We start from the raw sequence: 17546 nt of genomic DNA, 5'->3' as shown, positions 1-17546 counted from the left end.
GCCGGGGCGGGGGCGGCGCGCACGCTGACGGCGAACAGGGTGCGCCCCGCCGCGATCCGGCCGCGGGATGTCGGTGCCGCTGGTTACGTTGGAGTTGTGCCCCTGGAGACCCCCGACCTCGCCCAGCGCGCGGTGGTCGAGCTGCCCGCCGAGGCGTCGGGCACCGTGATCGGCGCGCCCGGCACGGGCAAGACCGCCGTGCTCATCGAGCGTGTCGCACGCCTGCTCGGCTCGGGTGCGCTCGCGCCGGAGGCTCTGGTCGTGCTCACGCCCACGCGGCCCTCCGCCACGCGGCTGCGGGACGCACTCGGCGTGCGGGTGGCGGTGGCGACTCCCGGTCCGCTGGCCCGGTCCGTCGGGTCGCTGGCGTTCCAGATCGTGCGGGCCGATACCGTGCGCCGGGGCGAGGAACCGCCCCAGCTGCTCACCGGCGCGGACCAGGATCGGATCATCGCCGAGATCCTGGAGGGCGACGAGCTGGACGAGCGCGCGGGGCTAAGCCGCTGGCCGGCACACCTCGGACCCACGGTGCGTCGGTCGGCGGGTTTCCGCTCCGAGCTGCGCGCCTTCCTCTCCGAGCTGACGGAACGCGGCGTCCAGCCGGGCGAGCTGGAGTCTCTCGGGTCGGACACGTGGGCGGCCGTCGCGGGTTTCGTCCGCGACTACCGCAACGTGCTGGCAGGCATGCGGGCCTCGCACCGCGACAGCGCCGAGCTGTACCGTGAGGCTGCGGAGGTGCTCGCGGGCGGGCACCGGCTGGGGGAGCTGGATCGCCTGCGCGCCGTGCTGATCGATGACGCCCAGGAGCTCACGCGCGGCGGCGTCGATCTCGTCGAGGCGCTGCGCGCCCGCGGCGTCGCGGTGCTCGCCTTCGGCGATCCCGACATCGGGTCGGGGGCGTTCCGCGGTGTGACTCCCGAGCTGTTCGCGCGCCTGGCGGGTGCGCTCGGTCCGGTGCACGTCCTGGACGGCGACCACCGCGGTCACGCGGCGATCTCGCGGCTGGCGCGCGCCGTGACGCAGCAGATCGGTGCCGGCGGCCGCGTGGAGCACCGCCGCGCCCCCGGCCCGGAGATCGAGGCGCCCGGGGTCGTGGAGGCGAGGGTCGCAGCGTCGCCGTACGAGGAGGCCGACCGGATCGCCTGGACGCTGCGTTCCTGGCACCTGGACGACGGCGTGCCGTGGGACCGCATGGCGGTGATCGCCCACGACACCCGGCAGATCACGGCACTCGAGACCGAGCTCGCCGCCCGAGAGGTGCCGACCCGGGCGGCGGGCGTGCAGCGGCCGCTCGGCAGCGAGCGGGCCGTGCGCGAGCTCGTCGAGCTCGTCAGGCTCGGGCTGACGGTGCCCGAGCAGCGCGAGGGCGACGCGCTGCTGGAGGCGCTTCGCTCGCCGTTCGGGGGACTCGACGGGGTCGGGGTGCGCCGGCTGCGCGCCCGCCTGCGGCACCGCGAACTAGAGTCCGGGGGCACGCGCCCCGCACGCGAGCTGCTGCGCGAGGCGCTCAACGAACCCGTGCATCTCACGTTCATCGACACCGCCGAGGCACGTGCGGCGCACAGGCTCGCCGAGACGCTCCGCCGCCTCCACGAGATGGGCCGTGCGGGCGCCACCATCCACGAGCTGCTCTGGGAGGCGTGGGATCGCGCGCGCACATCGGACGGACGGCGACTGTCGGGGGCATGGCACGAGGTGGCCGTGTCGGCGCAGCCGCTGGCCGCCGAGACCGGGCGCGCGCTCGACGGGCTCGTCGCGCTGTTCGACGCGGCCAAGCGCTACAACGAGCGCTCGCCCGGCGAGGGGCCAGAGCCGTTCATCCACGACATCCTCGACAGTGATGTGCCCGAGGATTCGCTCACCGCACCGGAGCGCCCCGGCACCGTCACGCTCATGACGCCGGCGATGGCGCTGGGCACCGAGTTCGACGCGGTCGTCATCGCGGGCGTGCAGGACGGCGTGTGGCCCAACGTGCGCCTGCGCGGGGGGCTGCTCGACTCGTGGCGGCTGGGTGACGCCGTCGCCGCGGCGCGCTCGGGTACCGCGGCGCCCGAGCCCGCGGGCGTGCTGGATCGGCGACGTGCGGCGCTGCACGACGAGCTGCGGCTGTTCGTCCGCGCCGTCTCGCGGGCACGCTCGCGCCTGCTCGTGACGGCGGTGGACGACGATGCCAGCTCACCCAGTCCGCTGCTGAGCCTGCTTCCCGAGGGCCCGGACGACGCGGCCGCCGAGCCGATCGAGCACCCGCTGACCTTGCGCGGGCTCGTCGCGCGGCATCGCCGCACGCTCACCTCGGCCGCGCCCGACGCCGCGAAGCAGCAGGCCGCCGCGCAGCTCGCCGTGATGGCGCGCGAGGGCGTACCCGGTGCCGACCCTGCCCAGTGGTACGGCGTGCGCGGCCCGTCGACGACGGCTCCCCTCATCGATCCCGACGTGCGGCCCGTGCGGGTCTCGCCATCGCGCGTGGAGACGTTCGAGGCGTGCGGGTTGGACTGGGCGGTGCGCGCGCTCGGCGGCGACACGGCGGGCGCCCCGTCGGCCGGCATCGGCACGATCCTGCACGCGGCGCTCGAGGCCGCGCCCGACGGAGATCTCGACACGATGCGCGGCGTGCTGGACGCCCGTTGGGGCGAGTTGGAGTTCGAGGCCGGCTGGATCGAGCGCAAGGAGCGTCGTCGCGCCGAGGAGTACGTCGAGCGCCTGCATCACTACCTGCGACACGTGCGCCACGAGGGCGGCCGCCCGGTGGCGGCCGAGGCACCGTTCCGCCTCGCCGTCACGCTCGACGACGAGCCGCGCGTGGTCGGCATCCCGGAGGGCGCGGAGCGAGCGGAGCTCGGTCCGCACGCGCTCCTCAGCGGCATCATCGACCGCGTCGAGGCGTATCCGGTCGGTGCCGGCGAGCACGCGGAGGCGCGCGGACGCGGATGGACCCCCACGCGCCCCGCGGACGCTTCAGCGGGGGAGACCGTCGTCATCGCCGACCTGAAGACCGGCCGGTACGAAGACCGCACGTCCGACATCAAGGTCGCCGAGGACGCGCAGCTGGCCGCCTACCAGCTCGCGGTCGAGGCCGGCCTCGTGCCCGGAGCAGATCCGGGATCGCTCGCCGGCGCCCGGCTCGTCGTGGTGTCGCAGAAGACGGCCAAGTCCGCCTACCGGGTGGCTCACCAGCCCGCGCTCGGTCCCGAGGCGCGGGCGGCGTTCCTGCGGCGCGTGGTCGACGCGGCCCGGGGCATGTCGGCCGCCGGCTTCACCGCCAATGTGGATGTGCACTGCCAGGGCTCGCACCGACCCACGCTGTGCCGACCGCACACCGTGAAGGCGGTGAGCGCCTCGTGAGCGCGCCCGCCGCCGTCGCCGTCGCCCCGGTATGGACCGGACCGCTCGCGCTGTCGGCCGATGTCATCGCGACCGCGCTGGGTCAGCCCACGCCCACGGCGGCACAGCGCGAGGTCATCGAGGCGCCGGCCGGACCGGCCCTCGTCGTCGCCGGCGCCGGCAGCGGCAAGACCGAGACGATGGCGGGGCGCGTCGTCTGGCTCGTCGCGAACGGCCACGTCGACGCATCGCAGATCCTCGGGCTCACCTTCACGCGAAAGGCCGCCGGCGAGCTGGCGGAGCGGATCGGCGCGCGATTGCAGCGCATCGGCGAGTTCGGCGAACGCGGTCTGCTGCCGCACCTGCCCGAGATCGTCGCATCCGGCGCCCTCGACCGCATCGCGGCGGCGGCACCCGAGGCTCAGCGCGCCGTGCGCCGTGCCGTGCTCGATGAGCTGGCCGCCGCCTACGACATCGGCTGGGACCCGGCGCGCGCCTCCGGCATCGCCGGTCTGCTCGAGCGCCCGCGCGTGGCGACCTACAACGCCTTCGCCGACGCCATCGTGCGCGAGCACGCCGCCCGCATCGGGCGCGATCCCGAGGCGGCGCTGCTGTCGCAGTCGGCGTCGTGGCTGCTCAGCCGCGCCGTCGTGATGCGGGCCGACGAGGCGGGGCTCGACGAGATCGATCCCGCCCTCTCGACCATCGTGGAGGCCGTGCAGCGGCTGGCCGGCGACGCGCTCGACCACCGCGCCGACCTCGACGCGGTGGCGCGGCATGCCGCGGATCTCGCCGAGCGCATGGAGCCCTTCGCGAACCGCGATCGCGCGACCAAGGGCGACATCGAGAAGGCGTGCGACAACCTCCGGGCGCTGCCGCGGCTGCTGGAGCTCGTGCGCGAGTACGGCGCCGAGAAGGACCGGCGCGGCGTACTCGACTTCGCCGATCAGGTGACAGGGGCGCTCGAGATCATCGAGGCGGCGCCGCAGGTGGGTCGCGAGCTGCGCGAGCAGTACCGCGTGGTGCTGCTCGACGAGTACCAGGACACCTCGGTCATTCAGACCCGGCTGCTGGCCACCGTCTTCCGCGATGCGGCGGTGATGGCCGTGGGCGACCCGAACCAGTCCATCTACGGGTGGCGCGGTGCCAGCGCCGACAACCTGCACGCGTTCGCGACGGCGTTCGCCGACGACGTGCCGGCGTCGCGCTACGACCTCATGATCAGCTGGCGCAACGACCGTGCCGTGCTGCGCGCGGCCAACCGCCTGCTCGCACCGCTGCGGCAGCCCGGGCGTCTTCCCGTCGAACCCCTCCGCGACCGGCCGGGCGTCGGCGAGGGGCGGGTCGAGCACCGCTTCACGGCGACGGTGGACGAGGAGGCCGAGGCGGTCGCGGAGTGGTTCGCGCAGGTGCGCGGCGAGGCGGCGGACCCCGCGGCCGGGGGCGACCCCGCGCGCAGCGCCGGGCACGCACCGAGCGGGGCGATCCTGTTCCGCGCGAAGAAGCACATGCAGACGTTCGCGGATGCGCTGGACCGCCGCGGCATCCCGCACCGGATCCTCGGACTGGGAGGGCTGCTCGCCACGCCCGAGGTCACCGACGTCCTCGCGGCCCTGCGCGTCATCCACGACCCCACGCAGGGCTCCTCGCTCATCCGGCTCCTCGTGGGGCCGCGTTTCGGGGTGGGGGTGGCCGACATGGCGGCGCTGTACGACCTCGCCACCACGCTCTCGCGCCGCGACGGTGCACTCATGCCGCTCTCCGACGAGCTGCTCGCGCGGATCCGCGCCTCCTCGGGCGCCGACGAGCAGGTGTCGATCGTCGACGCGCTGGAGTTCGTGCGGTCCGTGCCGGACGACTACCGGCTGCTGCAGGCGATCACCCCTGAGGGGCGCGCGCGCCTGCGCGAGGCGGCGAGCGTCTTCGACCGGTTGCGGCGGGCGGCGGGGCAACCCATCCCGGAGCTGATCCGCCTCATCGAGCTGGAGCTGCGCCTCGACGTCGAGCTCGCCTCGAACGAGGCCCGCGGCCCCGCGCGCGTGGCCGCCACGCAGCTGCGGGCGTTCGTCGACGAGGTGCGCGCCTTCCTCGACGCCGACGAGCGCGGCACGATCGGCAGCCTGCTGGCGTGGCTCGCGCACGCCGAGGAGACCGACGAGCTGATGCCCCGCATCGAGCCGCCCGAACCCGGCGTCGTGCAACTGCTCACGATCCACGGCGCGAAGGGTCTGGAGTGGGACGCCGTGGCGGTGGTGCGCATGGTCAAGGACGAGCTGCCCAAGAGCCCGCCGAGCACGTTCGGCTGGCTGGGTTTCGGTCAGCTGCCCTACGCCTTCCGCGGCGACCGCGACGCCCTTCCACACCTCGACTGGCGGCCCGGGCCCGAGAGCACCGCGAAGGAGCTGGGGGCGGCGATCGCGGCGTTCAAGGCGGCCAGCCGCGAGCACCAGCTCGAGGAGGAGCGCCGCCTGGCGTACGTGGCCGTCACGCGCGCACGCTCGCACCTGCTGCTGACGGGATCCTCGTGGGCGGGCCAGTCGAAACCGCGCGATCCCAGCATCTACCTGACCGAGGTGATCGACGAGCTCGGCCTGGCGCCGATCGAGCCGGCCGACGTCGACGAGAACCCGTACGACGGTGAGGGTGGCACCCTGCAGTGGCCGCTCGACCCGCTCGGGTCCCGCCGCGGCGCCGTGGAGCGCGCGGCGGAGCTGGTGCGCGCCGCGCAGGACTCCGAGCCGACCGAGCCGACGCCGCAGCTGCGCCGCCTGCTGGAGGAACGGCGCCGTCGAGACAACGGCCCGGCGCTGCGCCCGCCCACGCGCGTGCCGGCATCGCGCTTCAAGGACTACGTCACCGACTACGCCGGCACCGTGTCGCAGATCGCACGCCCCATGCCCGAGCGTCCGTATCGCCAGACGCGCCTCGGCACCCTCTTCCACCAGTGGGTGGAGCAGCGCTCCGGACTGGTGGGCCGCGGACCGTCGCCGGACGACGCCCTCTGGGAGAGCGACGACGAGCTCTTCGGCGACGACGCTGCGGGTGAGGTCCTCGGCGAGGCGCTGTCGGCCACGGACGAGGCAGAGCTGGCGCGACTGCGCGCGATCTTCGAGCGCAGCGAGTGGGCCGACCTTCAGCCGCTCGAGGTGGAGACCGAGATCGACTTCGTCCTGCCGGGGCGCGCCGGGGAGCCGCCGCACATCGTCATCTGCAAGCTCGACGCCGTCTATCGCCGTGGGGATCGCATCGAGATCGTCGACTGGAAGACGGGCGCCGCGCCCCGCACCGAGGCGGAAAAGCGCGACCGCATGCTGCAGCTGGCGCTGTACCGGCTGGCGTACCACCGCCGGCACGGTGTGCCGCTGGACCGGATCGACGTGGCGCTGTTCTACGTGTCGGACGAGCTGGTGCTGCGCGGCGGGGAGGTCTGGTCCGAGGAGGAGCTCGTCGAGCGCTGGAGGTCGGCGACGTCGATCGGCTCGGTAGGCGAGGGCTCCCCGGCGTCCTGACGCGCGCCCGGCGCGTCGCCCTCCCGCTCCCCGCCGTCGGCGTCGTCCCACGGCACGTCCGCGGTGAGCGACAGATCGGCGGGATCGTAGGCGTCGGTCTCCATGGCGATGCCGCCGCCACCCGCGGCGCGCTCGGCGCTCTCGGGCACGCGCCCGAGGACCGCGATGGCGTCGTCCATGTCGGTCTCGCCGTCGCGACGCAGCCCGGCGAGCAGGTCGTTGTCGCGCACGCCCTCGGCGAGCGACTCGAGCAAGCCGGCCGCGTCGTCGACGACATCGGCCCGGTGCGTCTCGAGGCCGTGCAGCAGCCAGCGGGCGAACTCGAGCTCGGCGTGCAGCCGCGCCCGCACCTCGAGCGCGTCGTCCGGGGCGCGGTGAGCGGCGGCCGCATAGGCCGAGAAGACGTGCGGGGCGGCGTCGGGGGCCGAGGCCACCCACTGCAGGTCGATGGCCGGGTCGTCGATCGACAGCCCGTGCCAGTCGAGCACCCCGGTCACGACCGGCGCGTCGCGCGCGTCGTCGGTGAACACGAACGACGCCGCCTGCGTGCCGCCCAGGCCCACGGCGGACTCGAACGCCCACAGCCGGTCGTCGTCGGCCGCGGCACGCCACCGCACCGTGAGCCGCACGGGGACCCGGCCGCTCGCGGCCGCGGCATCGATGACGCGCGACACGTCGGTGCGCGACTGCTCGGGGGTGCGCTCGGGGAGCCCCGCGGCGCGGACCACCGACGGGGGGAGAGCATGGATCGCGGCGATCGTGCGGCCGATCGAGGTGGCGGCGCCCTCGCCGGGCGGGATCTCGGCCGCGTCGATCTGATAGCCCGGCAGCATCGTCATGGCCGTGGCGCGCCCCTCACGCAGCACCGCCGATCCGAGGTACTCGGGCACCGCGACCGGGAGCAGCTCGCGCACGCCGGGCGTGAGCGCCCGCAGCGCCACCGCCTCGGCCGCCAGCTCGCTCTCGGCCGACTCGTCGACGGGGGTGCGGATGACGACCTCGCTCCCGTCGGTCAGGGTCGCGACCGCGGAGTCGTAGCGCCCGGCCCCGTCCGCCGTCAGCGGCCGAGTCGCGACGACCTCGGCGCCGGGCACGGCCGCCGTGACCGCCGCCGCTAGAGTGAGGGGAGAGCGTGCCATGCGTTTCAGGGTATTCGGGCGAACCGCCCGGCACCCGCGCCACGCCCGCGAGCACGCCACACGCGAACCGCGCTCGGGCGTGTCCCCCAGGGGAGCGCCCGTCGCACGCCGGCGAGGAGTTCCCGACACGCCCGTGACGCGAAAGAGGTCCCGCATGCCCCGTCCCGCCCCCGTCGGAACCGTCGAACGCAGCGCCGCGGAGCGGGAGCGGGACGGCCTGCTCGACGCGCTCCGCGCCGACAGCGACGCCCGCGTGCTCGTCGTGCGCGGCGATGCGGCGCCCCGCGCGGCGGGCGAGACGCCGGCGCTGCGCTGGGTCGCGCCGGAGGAGGTCACGGCCGGCGCGGAATGGGCCTTCCTCGGCCGTGACGAGCGCGGGGCGGCCGTGCTGCTGGCCGCGTGGCACGGCGAGGGTGACCCTGTGGCTGCGCCCGACGGCTGGGTCGCGCTGCGCGAGATCGGTGCCGACCTGCCGCCGGGGGAATCCGAGACGTTCGTCGTGGCCGTGAGCCTGTCGCGGTTCCTCGGCGAGGGCTTCTGCCCGGCGTGCGGCTCGCCGGCGCCGCTCACTCTCGCCGGCTGGGCGCGCCGCTGTGCGGGCTGCGGCCGTGAGGTGTTCCCCCGCACCGATCCGGCGGTGATCGTCGCCGTCGAGAGCGAGGACGGCCAGCGGCTGCTCCTGGGCGCGAACGCGGCATGGGGTGGGCGCATGCACTCCTGCTTCGCGGGCTTTGTCGAGGCGGGCGAGTCGCTCGAATCGGCGATCCACCGCGAGATCGCGGAGGAGGCCGGCGTCCGTCTGATCGACGTGCGCTACGCGGGATCGCAGGGCTGGCCGTACCCGCGTTCCCTCATGCTCGGCTTCCACGCGCGCGCCGTCGCGGACGGGGAGGCGCGCGCGGACGGCACCGAGATCGTCAACGTGCGGTGGTTCACACGGGACGAGATCCGGGAGGGCCTCGCCGGCCGGGGTGTGGGTCTGCCTGGCCGCGTCTCGATCGCCCACCGGCTCATCCGCGAGTGGGCGGAGCGCGACGGGGAGCCGGCGTGAGCGCACTGGATGCGCTCGACGAGCGCCAGCGCGAGGCGGCCGAGATGCTGCGCGGACCGGTCGCCGTGCTGGCCGGCGCCGGCGCGGGCAAGACGCGCGTGATCACGCACCGGATCGCGTACGGGGTGGAGACGGGCGAGTACTCGCCGCAGCGCGTCATGGCCCTCACCTTCACGACGAAGGCCGCGGGCGAGCTGCGCGGGCGCCTGCGCGCGCTCGGCGTCGACGGGGTGGCGGCGCGCACGTTCCACTCGGCCGCGCTCGCGCAGCTGAACTTCTTCTGGCCGACGGTGGCCGGCGACGTGGCGCCGAAGATCATCGACAACAAGGTGCGCCTGCTGGCCCATGCGGCCGACGGCGTCGGTCTGAAGCCCGACACGGCGACGCTGCGCGACGTGGCTGCCCAGATCGAGTGGCGCAAGATCACGATGCGGTCGATCGATCAGTACGCGCGGCTCGAGCGACGCGTCGGAGCGATCGGCCCCGACGCGCTGGTGGCGCTCATGCGGTCGTATGAGGCGCTCAAGGACGAGCGACGCCAGCTCGACTTCGAGGACGTGCTGCTGGCGTGCGCCGGCATGCTCGAGGCCGAGCCGCGCGTGGCCGCGGCGGTGCGTGAGCAGTACCGGCACTTCACGGTGGACGAGTACCAGGACGTCTCGCCGCTGCAGAACCGGCTGCTCGAGCTGTGGCTGGGGGAGCGGCGCGACGTGTGCGTGGTGGGGGACGCGAGCCAGACGATCTACTCGTTCGCCGGTGCCGACGCCCGCTTCCTGCTCGATTTCGAGCGGCGCTATCCCGACGCGACGGTCGTGCGCCTGGAGCGCAACTACCGCTCGGATCGCTCGGTCATCGACGTCGCCAATGCGCTCATGCGCGGCCGACCCGGTGCCCTCACGCTCGTGTCGGGGCGTGAGGAGCGCCTCTCGCCGACCCCGACGGTGACGGAGTACCCCGACGACACGGCGGAGGCGGCGGGGGTCGCGCTCGCCATCGAACGGCAGCTGCAGAAAGCACGCCCCGATGAGATCGCCGTCCTGTATCGCTCCCACGCGCAGTCGGCCGCCCTGCAGCAGGCGCTCGCGGCCCGGGGCGTGGCGACGTCGGTGCTGGGCGGCACCCGGTTCTTCGACCTGCCCGAGGTGCGCCAGGCGGTGCTGGCGCTGCGGGGCGCCGCCGTCGCACCGCAGGAGCACGCCGACTTCGTTCGCACGGTGCGCGATGTGCTGCGGAGCCTGGGTCACGACGCCGAGCCGCCGGCGGCCGGCGGTGCCCTGCGCGACGCATGGGAGGCGCGGCAGGCGATCCTCCGACTGGCGGAGGAGGCCCGGCCCGGCACGACGCTTCGCGGCTTCGCGGACGGGCTGCTGGCGCGGGCGAAGGACAACCACGAGCCGTCGCTGCGCACCGTGACGCTGGCGACCATCCACGCCGCCAAGGGCCTCGAGTGGCCGCACGTGCACCTCGCCGGCCTGTCGGAGGGGCTGCTGCCGATCTCGTACGCGACGACCCTCGAGCAGATCGACGAGGAGCGGCGCCTGGCGTACGTCGGCATCACGCGGGCCGCGCGAACGCTGTCGCTGTCGTGGTCGCGGGGCTCGGGCCGCACGGCGCGCCGGCCGTCGCGCTTCCTGACGGAGATCGCCGGTCCTCGTCCGGCATCAGGCGGCACAGGCATTCTGCGTGCGGTCGATGGGAGCGCCACCGCCGGCGGGAGTCCGCGCCGATCCTGACGGATCGCGACCGCTCGGACCTGCCGGGCTCGGGCTCGTCGTCGAGCAGGCGAGCCGCGAGGGCGGCCGCCTCCACGGCGAGCGGCAGGGGGATCTCGGGCGCCCGGCGGGCGAGGAGCTGGGCGGCGAGCGTGGGCCAGGCGGGATCGCCGTCGCGGTCGTGCAGCGCGAGGCAGCCGAGGCACGCGGTGCGTCCGGGCAGAACGAGGGGGCCGATGTCGGCGCGCCCTCCCGCGAACACGATCGGAAGGTGGGGGGCGTCGGCCCGTTGCAGCGCCGCCCAGAGGTACGGCGCGACGGCGTGGGCAGCCAGCAGCAGCACGGGGATGCGTTCGATTCGGCCATCACGCACGACGGCGGGGGGCTGACCCGGAGCGATCCAGGCGGGCTCGCAGCCGCACCCCTCGAGGGCATCGAGCACGTCGTGGACGGCGCGCTCCGGGAAGCCGTCGGCGGCGATCACGGCGACGCGACGCGGCTCGTCCTCACGACGCAGCACGGGGGAGAGCCGGTCGAGGAGCGCTTCGAGCGCCTCGCGGGGCACGCGCAGGGCGGCCGCCAGCCGTTCGAGGCGCCCCGGATCGGCGCCGCGCTCCAGCTCGGTGAGGATGCGCTCCTGCCACGGCGCGGGGTCGTGCAGCACGACGGCGCCCTCGCGCCCGAACTGCAGCGTCGAGCCGTCGCGCCAGAGGGGCACGTGTGCGGGGTCGAGTCGCAGCGGGGTCATGCCGCGATTCTGTCGCCGCGACGGCCGTCAGCGGTCGTTATCCACAGGGCGGAGCGGGAGGGGCGCCAGGCGGCGCCGGTGGGAGCGGGCCGATACCGACGCGCCGCGCCACCGGGGCGGGTCAGACGGCGCGCGGGCCCTCCGGGCCCTCGCCATTGTCCTCGCGCGAGTCCGGGGCGTCGCCGGGCACCTCTCCCTCCGCGGGCCGGTCCGCGCGCTCGTCGGGTGCGCCCGGATCGCCCTCGGCCTCGGCAAGCAGCTGCGCGAGAGCGGCGTCCATCTCGTCGGGCTCGGGCTCGTCGCCGCGCGCCTTGGCCTCGAGCCGCGCGATGAGGCGGGAGGGCTCGTCGATGTCCTCGCCCTGCGGCATGAGATCGGGGTAGTCCCACAGCGCGTCGCGCGCCGTCACGCCCACCGCCTCGGTCACGGCTCGCCACATCGCCGCCGCCTCGCGCAGTCGGCGCGGGCGCAGCTGCAAACCCACCAGCGCCGCGAGGGCGTCCTCGGCGGGTCCGCCGGCGGCCCGGCGCCGGCGGATCGTCTCGGCGATCCGCTCGAGATCGGGCATCCGGTTCGTCGCGTCGGCGGTCACGACGTCGACCCAGCCCTCGATCAGCGCGAGCAGGTTCTCCAGGCGGGTCAACGCCAGGCGCTGTGCCTCGGACTGCTGGGGCAGCAGCGCGCCGCTCTGCAGCGCGTCGCGCAGCTCCTCCGGGTTCTGCGGGTCGAAGCGTGAGGCCATCTCCTCGAGCCGCTCGACGTCGATGTCCACGCCGCGTGCGTACTCGGTGACCTGTGCGATCACCTGCAGGCGCAGCCACTTGGCGTGCCGGAACAGGCGCGCGTGGGCGAGCTCCCGTGCCGCCACGTAGATCGCCAGCTGGTCGTCCGGGATCTCCAGGCCGCGGCCCAGATCGGCGAAATTCTGCGGCAGGATCGCGGCGGTGCCCGCCGGCATCACGGGCACGCCCACGTCGCCGCCCGAGATCACCTCCAGCGACAGTCGCCCGATGACCTGCCCGAACTGGGCGGCGAACAGCTGGCCGCCGATACCGCGGATGAGTCGCCCGGCGCCCTCGAGCATGGGCCGCATCTCCTCGGGCGACTGTGTGCGCAGCGCCTCGATGAGCGCGTCGGCGATGCTCGTGGCGACCGGCTCGGCGAGCTCCTGCCACACGGGCAGCGTCAGTTCCACCCAGGCACCGCGCGTGATGGCGCGAGGGGTCTCGGTCAGCTCCGAGATGGCGGTCGCCTCGCCGAGCCAGAGGTTGGCGAGGGCGAACGCCTGATCGAGGTCGGTGCGCTGCCCGTCGGTCACCCCCTTGCCGTCCTGATTGGCGATGTGCAGTGCGCCGCGCTTGGTGGCGTCCCACGAGATGCCGTCGCCCGCCTGGGCGAACGCGCGCTGCATCTGCTGCATCATCTGCTGCAGCATCGCGGGGTCGAACGGCAGGCTGCCCGAGCCGTCGCCCATCGCCTCCGAAAGCCGCCGCAACTGCTCGGGATCGAGGGATCCGCCGGGGAATCCGCCGGGCATCCCCTCGAACATGCGCCGCAGGAACTCGGGCAGGTCGTCATCCGGTCGGGGGTCGTCCTGGGACACGTCAGCCGCCTCTCGTGTGCGCCGTATCAGCGCGCCAGAAGGTATTGCGTTCTACGCTAGTCGCGCCGTTGACGACCAGCACGCCGGGCGGGTGATCCGCCTTACGCCGGGCGCGAACGGCCACGATTCACAGGGAGATGGCACGCGCGTGAGCCTGTTCGACGAACCGGGGGAGAAGCCCGGATCCACCCCGCTGTCGGCGATCAGGCGGATGTCTCGCCGCACCGCGATCGGGGCGGTCTCGCTCGCGGTCGCCCTCGTGGTGCTGTTCGCGCTGACGCTCATGCCCTCCGGGTACGTGATCCAGCAGCCCGGCCCCGTGTACAACACGATCGGCGTCGCCGAGAACGCCGAGGGCGAAGATGTCCCCCTCATCGAGGTGCAGGGCGCCGAGACGTACGAGACCGGCGGCAGTCTCGATCTCACCACGGTGCAGGTCGTCGGCAACCGGGACTGGACGCCGCGGTGGATCCAGGTCGCCGCGGCGTGGCTCGATCCGTCGAAGGCCGTCGTGCCGCTCGACGCGGTGTTCCCCCGGGGCACGACGAGCGAGCAGCGCGAGGAGCAGAACGCGATGCTCATGGTCGACTCGCAGGCGGATGCGACCGCCGCGGCGCTGCGACAGCTCGGCTACGACATCGGCTCGCGCATCCAGGTGGTCTCGCTCACCGACGACTCGCCGGCGAACGGGTTGCTGCACGAGGGCGACGTGATCACCACGGCCGACGGCGCCGAGGTCACCGACGTCGCGCGCCTGCGTGAGCTGATCCAGCGCAGCGAGGGAGAACCGATCGAGGTCGGCTACGTGCGCGAGGGCGAGGCAGGCGTGGCCGAGATCACGCCCGCACGCTCGGTGATCGAGGGCGAGGAGGCCTGGGCGATCGGCGTCAGCCTGACGACCGACTACGACGACTTCCCCGTCGACGTGCACATCCAGCTCGACAACGTGGGTGGACCGAGCGCGGGGACGATGTTCGCGCTGGGGATCATCGACGTGCTCACGCCGGGCGAGGCGACCGGCGGCGAGGACATCGCCGGCACGGGAACGATCGACGGCGCCGGCGAGGTAGGGCCGATCGGAGGCATTCGTCAGAAGCTCCACGGCGCCCGCGACGCGGGGGCGGAATGGTTCCTCGCGCCGCGGGACAACTGCGATCAGGTGGTCGGGCACGTGCCCGACGGCCTCACCGTGGTGTCGATCGCCTCCCTCGACGACGCGGTGGCGGCCGTCGAGGCGATCGCGGCGGGCGACGCGGACGAGCTCCCGTCCTGCGCGGCCGGGTAGGTCCGCAGGCGAGAGCGCCCGTCCGCGCCCGGCCGGGCGGCCGGCGCACGGGGGGAATCCCCCGAATCCGCCGGGGGGCCGCCTCCCCGGCGCCCCCGCGCGACCCGGCCCGCCTAGGATGACAGGGTGACATCGACCTCAGCGCCGACGCCCGCCACAGCCCCCAGTCCCTTCCGGCGAGTGGTGACGATCTCGCTCGTCGTGATCGCCGCGCTCGTCGGAGCGTTCTTCGTCTTCGCGACGCTGTACGCCGACTTCCTCTGGTACGAGCAGCTCGGGTACGACTCCGTGCTGCTGACACAGTGGCTCGGCCGCGCGCTGATGTTCGTCATCGGGTTCGTCGGGATGGCGGCGCCGATCTGGGTGTCGATCTTCCTCGCCTACCGCATGCGGCCCGTCTACGCGCGCCTGAGCTCGCAGCTCGACCGCTACCAGGAGGTCGTCGAGCCGCTGCGCCGCCTCGCGATGTGGGGCATCCCGGTCTTCTTCGGGTTCTTCGCCGGCTTCGCCGCGTCGGCGCAGTGGGAGTCCGCCGCGCTGTGGTTGAACGGCGTCTCGACCGGCGAGGCCGACCCCGAGTTCGGCATGGACATGGGCTTCTACCTGTTCTCCATGCCGTTCTACTCCGGGGTCGTCGCCTTCGCCTCGGCCGCGGTGCTCATCAGCTTCGTGATGGCGGCGATCGTGTCGTACCTGTACGGATCCGTCCGGATCGGGCAGGGCGAGCTGCGCATCTCCAAGCCCGCGCGCATCCAGATCGCCGTGACGGCGGCGGTCTACATCCTCATCCAGGCCGTGAGCCTGTGGCTGGACCGCTTCAACACGCTCGTGGCCCCGAGCGACCGCATCACCGGCCCCGGCTACACCGGCGTCAACGCGCAGATCCCCGGACTGACGATCCTCGCCATCGCCGCCATCGTCGTCGCGGCGCTGTTCATCGTCACCGCCGTCATCGGCCGCTGGCGCCTCCCGCTCGCCGGCACGGCGCTGCTGCTGGTGACGTCGCTCGTCGTCGGTGTCGGCTATCCCTGGGTCGTCAACACGATCCAGGTGCGTCCCAACCAGCTGGCCATGGAGCGCGACTACTACCAGCGCAACGTCGACATGACCCGCGAGGCGTACGGCATCGACACGATCGAGACCACGGAGTACACGGCCGAGACCTCGACCGAGGCGGGCCAGCTGCGCAACGACGCCGACACGACGGCGTCGCTGCGACTCATGGACCCGGGCGTGATCAGCCCGACCGTGCGCCAGCTGCAGCAGTTCCGCCAGTACTACAGCTTCGAGCGCAACCTCGACGTCGACCGCTACGAGATCGACGGCGAGGTGCAGGACACCGTCGTCGCCATCCGCGAGCTGAACCAGGCGCAGCTGGAGAGCCCGTCGTGGCAGAACACCGCCATGGTTTACACCCACGGCTACGGCCTCGTGGCAGCCAAGGGCAACGAGCGCACGAGCGAGGGCCAGCCCGTCTTCATCGAGGACGGCATCCCGTCGCAGGGCTTCCTCACCGAGCAGGACTACCAGCCGCGCGTGTACTTCGGCGAGAACTCGCCGCAGTACTCGATCGTCGGGGCGCCGGAGGGTGCCGAGCCGATCGAGCTCGACTACCCGCGCGGCGAGGAGGGCGCCGGCGACACCAAGACGACGTTCGAGGGCGACGGCGGTCCGAGCGTGGGCAACCTGCTCAACAAGATCGTCTACGCGCTCAAGTTCCAGTCGGAGGAGATCTTCCTCTCGCAGTACGTGAACGAGGAGTCGCAGATCCTCTACGACCGCGACCCCAGCCTGCGCGTGCAGAAGGTGGCGCCGTACCTGACGATCGACAGCGATCCTTACCCGAGCGTCGTGGACGGGCGCATCGTCTGGATCGTCGACGGCTACACGACGAGCGCGAGCTATCCGTACTCGTCGACGGTGAGCCTGTCGGACGCGATCAGCGACTCCAACGTGCCGACGCCGCAGCTGCTGGTGGATGAGATCAACTACATCCGCAACTCGGTCAAGGCCACGGTCGACGCGTACGACGGCAGCGTGACGCTGTACGCGTGGGACGAGGAGGATCCGGTGCTGCAGGCGTGGCAGAAGGTCTACCCCACGACCGTCGAGCCGATCAGCGAGATGAGCGGCGAGCTCATGAGCCACGTGCGGTACCCCACCGACCTGTTCAAGGTGCAGCGCGCCATGCTCGGCGTCTACCACGTGGACGACGCCAACAGCTTCTACCAGCGTGACGACGTCTGGGCCACGCCGGCCGACCCGCAGGACCCCGACACCAAGCAGCCGCCGTACTACCTGACCATGCAGATGCCGGGTCAGGAGGAGCCGGCGTACTCGATGTTCACGACGTTCATCCCGCCGGGGACGGGCGAGAACAGCCGCGACGTGCTCATGGGCTACCTGGCGGTCGATTCCGATGCGGGATCCGAGGCCGGCGTGAAACGGGAGGACTACGGCACGCTGCGCCTGCTCGAGGTCTCGGCCGACAGCACCGTGGCCGGTCCCGGCCAGGTGCAGAACACCTTCGACTCTGATCCGGAGATCGCGGACGAGCGCAACGTGCTGCAGCTGGGCGACTCCGAGCTCGCGCTCGGCAACCTGCTCACGGTGCCCGTCGGTGGCGGGTTCCTCTACATGCAGCCCGTGTACGTGCAGTCGACGGCGGGCACCTCGTACCCGCTGCTGCGGAAGGTGTTCGTCTCGTTCGGCGACCAGATCGCGTTCGAGGACACGCTCGCCGAGGCGCTCGATGTGATCTTCGGCGGCGACTCGGGATCGGAGACGGGTGACGAGGACATCGAGCCGACCGACCCGGCGGATCCCGCGGAGCCGACGGAACCGACCGATCCGGACCAGGGCGGCACGCCGGCCGACCCCAGCGAAGAGAACGCGCGCGAGACGGCCCTGGCCGACGCGGCGGAGGCGGTCGACGCCAAGAACACCGCACTGGCCGAGGGCGACATGGTGGCCTACGCGGAGGCCGACGCTCGCCTGATGGACGCCCTGCAGCGTCTGCTCGATCTCGAAGGCGCCTCGGCGCCGGAGGGCGGCGAGGAGTAACCCTCTCTCCACTGCGCGATGCGCCGGGCCCCTCGGGGACCCGGCGCATCGCCGTTTCAGCGTGCTCCGGCACACCTCGGCAGGCCCGATTGGCGCACTCGTGAATCCCGTGCTA

At 73.4% G+C, this 17546-nt stretch carries 7 protein-coding genes and 1 pseudogene; 6 read left to right on the top strand and 2 right to left on the bottom strand.

Annotated elements, in window-relative coordinates; all coding sequences use genetic code 11:
* Positions 1-96: 96 nt before the first annotated feature.
* Positions 97-3342 (top strand): ATP-dependent DNA helicase, encoded by a 3246-nt coding sequence (locus N8N77_RS02580; RefSeq protein ID WP_261164400.1) that lies wholly within the window; start codon positions 97-99, stop codon positions 3340-3342.
* A complete protein-coding gene (locus tag N8N77_RS02575; protein ID WP_261164399.1) occupies positions 3339-6830 on the top strand; it encodes an ATP-dependent DNA helicase in 3492 nt (1163 codons plus the stop codon). The genes N8N77_RS02580 and N8N77_RS02575 overlap by 4 nt, the downstream gene beginning before the upstream one ends.
* A gap of 377 nt (positions 6831-7207) precedes the next feature.
* On the opposite strand, the pseudogene N8N77_RS02570 reads toward N8N77_RS02575, so the two are convergent.
* Positions 7208-7969 (bottom strand): annotated as a pseudogene (locus N8N77_RS02570) (phosphotransferase); the annotation flags it as partial.
* Between the two features lie 154 nt (positions 7970-8123).
* Between N8N77_RS02570 and nudC the strand changes: the two are divergent.
* Together nudC and N8N77_RS02560 are read left to right on the top strand one after the other, a co-directional pair.
* Complete coding sequence (gene nudC / locus N8N77_RS02565) at positions 8124-9020, top strand: NAD(+) diphosphatase (protein ID WP_261164398.1); 897 nt, start codon at positions 8124-8126, stop codon at positions 9018-9020.
* On the top strand, positions 9017-10753 hold the full coding sequence (locus tag N8N77_RS02560) for an ATP-dependent helicase (RefSeq protein ID WP_261164396.1): 1737 nt from the start codon (positions 9017-9019) through the stop codon (positions 10751-10753). Before nudC ends, N8N77_RS02560 begins: the two co-directional genes overlap by 4 nt.
* Before the next feature lie 848 nt (positions 10754-11601).
* On the opposite strand, the gene N8N77_RS02555 is transcribed toward N8N77_RS02560, so the two are convergent.
* Complete coding sequence (locus N8N77_RS02555) at positions 11602-13029, bottom strand: zinc-dependent metalloprotease (protein ID WP_396652794.1); 1428 nt, start codon at positions 13027-13029, stop codon at positions 11602-11604.
* Positions 13030-13231: 202 nt separating this feature from the next.
* On the opposite strand from N8N77_RS02555, the gene N8N77_RS02550 reads away from it, so the two are divergent.
* Positions 13232-14368 (top strand): PDZ domain-containing protein, encoded by a 1137-nt coding sequence (locus tag N8N77_RS02550; protein WP_261164394.1) that lies wholly within the window; start codon positions 13232-13234, stop codon positions 14366-14368.
* Positions 14369-14494: 126 nt separating this feature from the next.
* Complete coding sequence (locus N8N77_RS02545; RefSeq protein WP_261164393.1) at positions 14495-17431, top strand: UPF0182 family protein; 2937 nt, start codon at positions 14495-14497, stop codon at positions 17429-17431.
* The last annotated feature ends 115 nt before the right edge of the window (positions 17432-17546 follow it).

This window comes from Microbacterium sp. Marseille-Q6965 (assembly GCF_946151065.1).
In the GTDB taxonomy this organism is placed as follows: domain Bacteria; phylum Actinomycetota; class Actinomycetes; order Actinomycetales; family Microbacteriaceae; genus Microbacterium.
Note: the sequence above shows the minus strand (reverse complement) of the source record. Positions and strands in the feature narration are given on the sequence as shown.

Excerpts from the sequence above, each read along its gene's own strand:
- nudC (WP_261164398.1), top strand. The coding sequence starts at position 8,124 with ATGCCCCGTCCCGCCCCCGTCGGAACCGTCGAACGCAGCGCCGCGGAG.
- N8N77_RS02555 (WP_396652794.1), bottom strand. The coding sequence starts at position 13,029 with ATGTTCGAGGGGATGCCCGGCGGATTCCCCGGCGGATCCCTCGATCCC.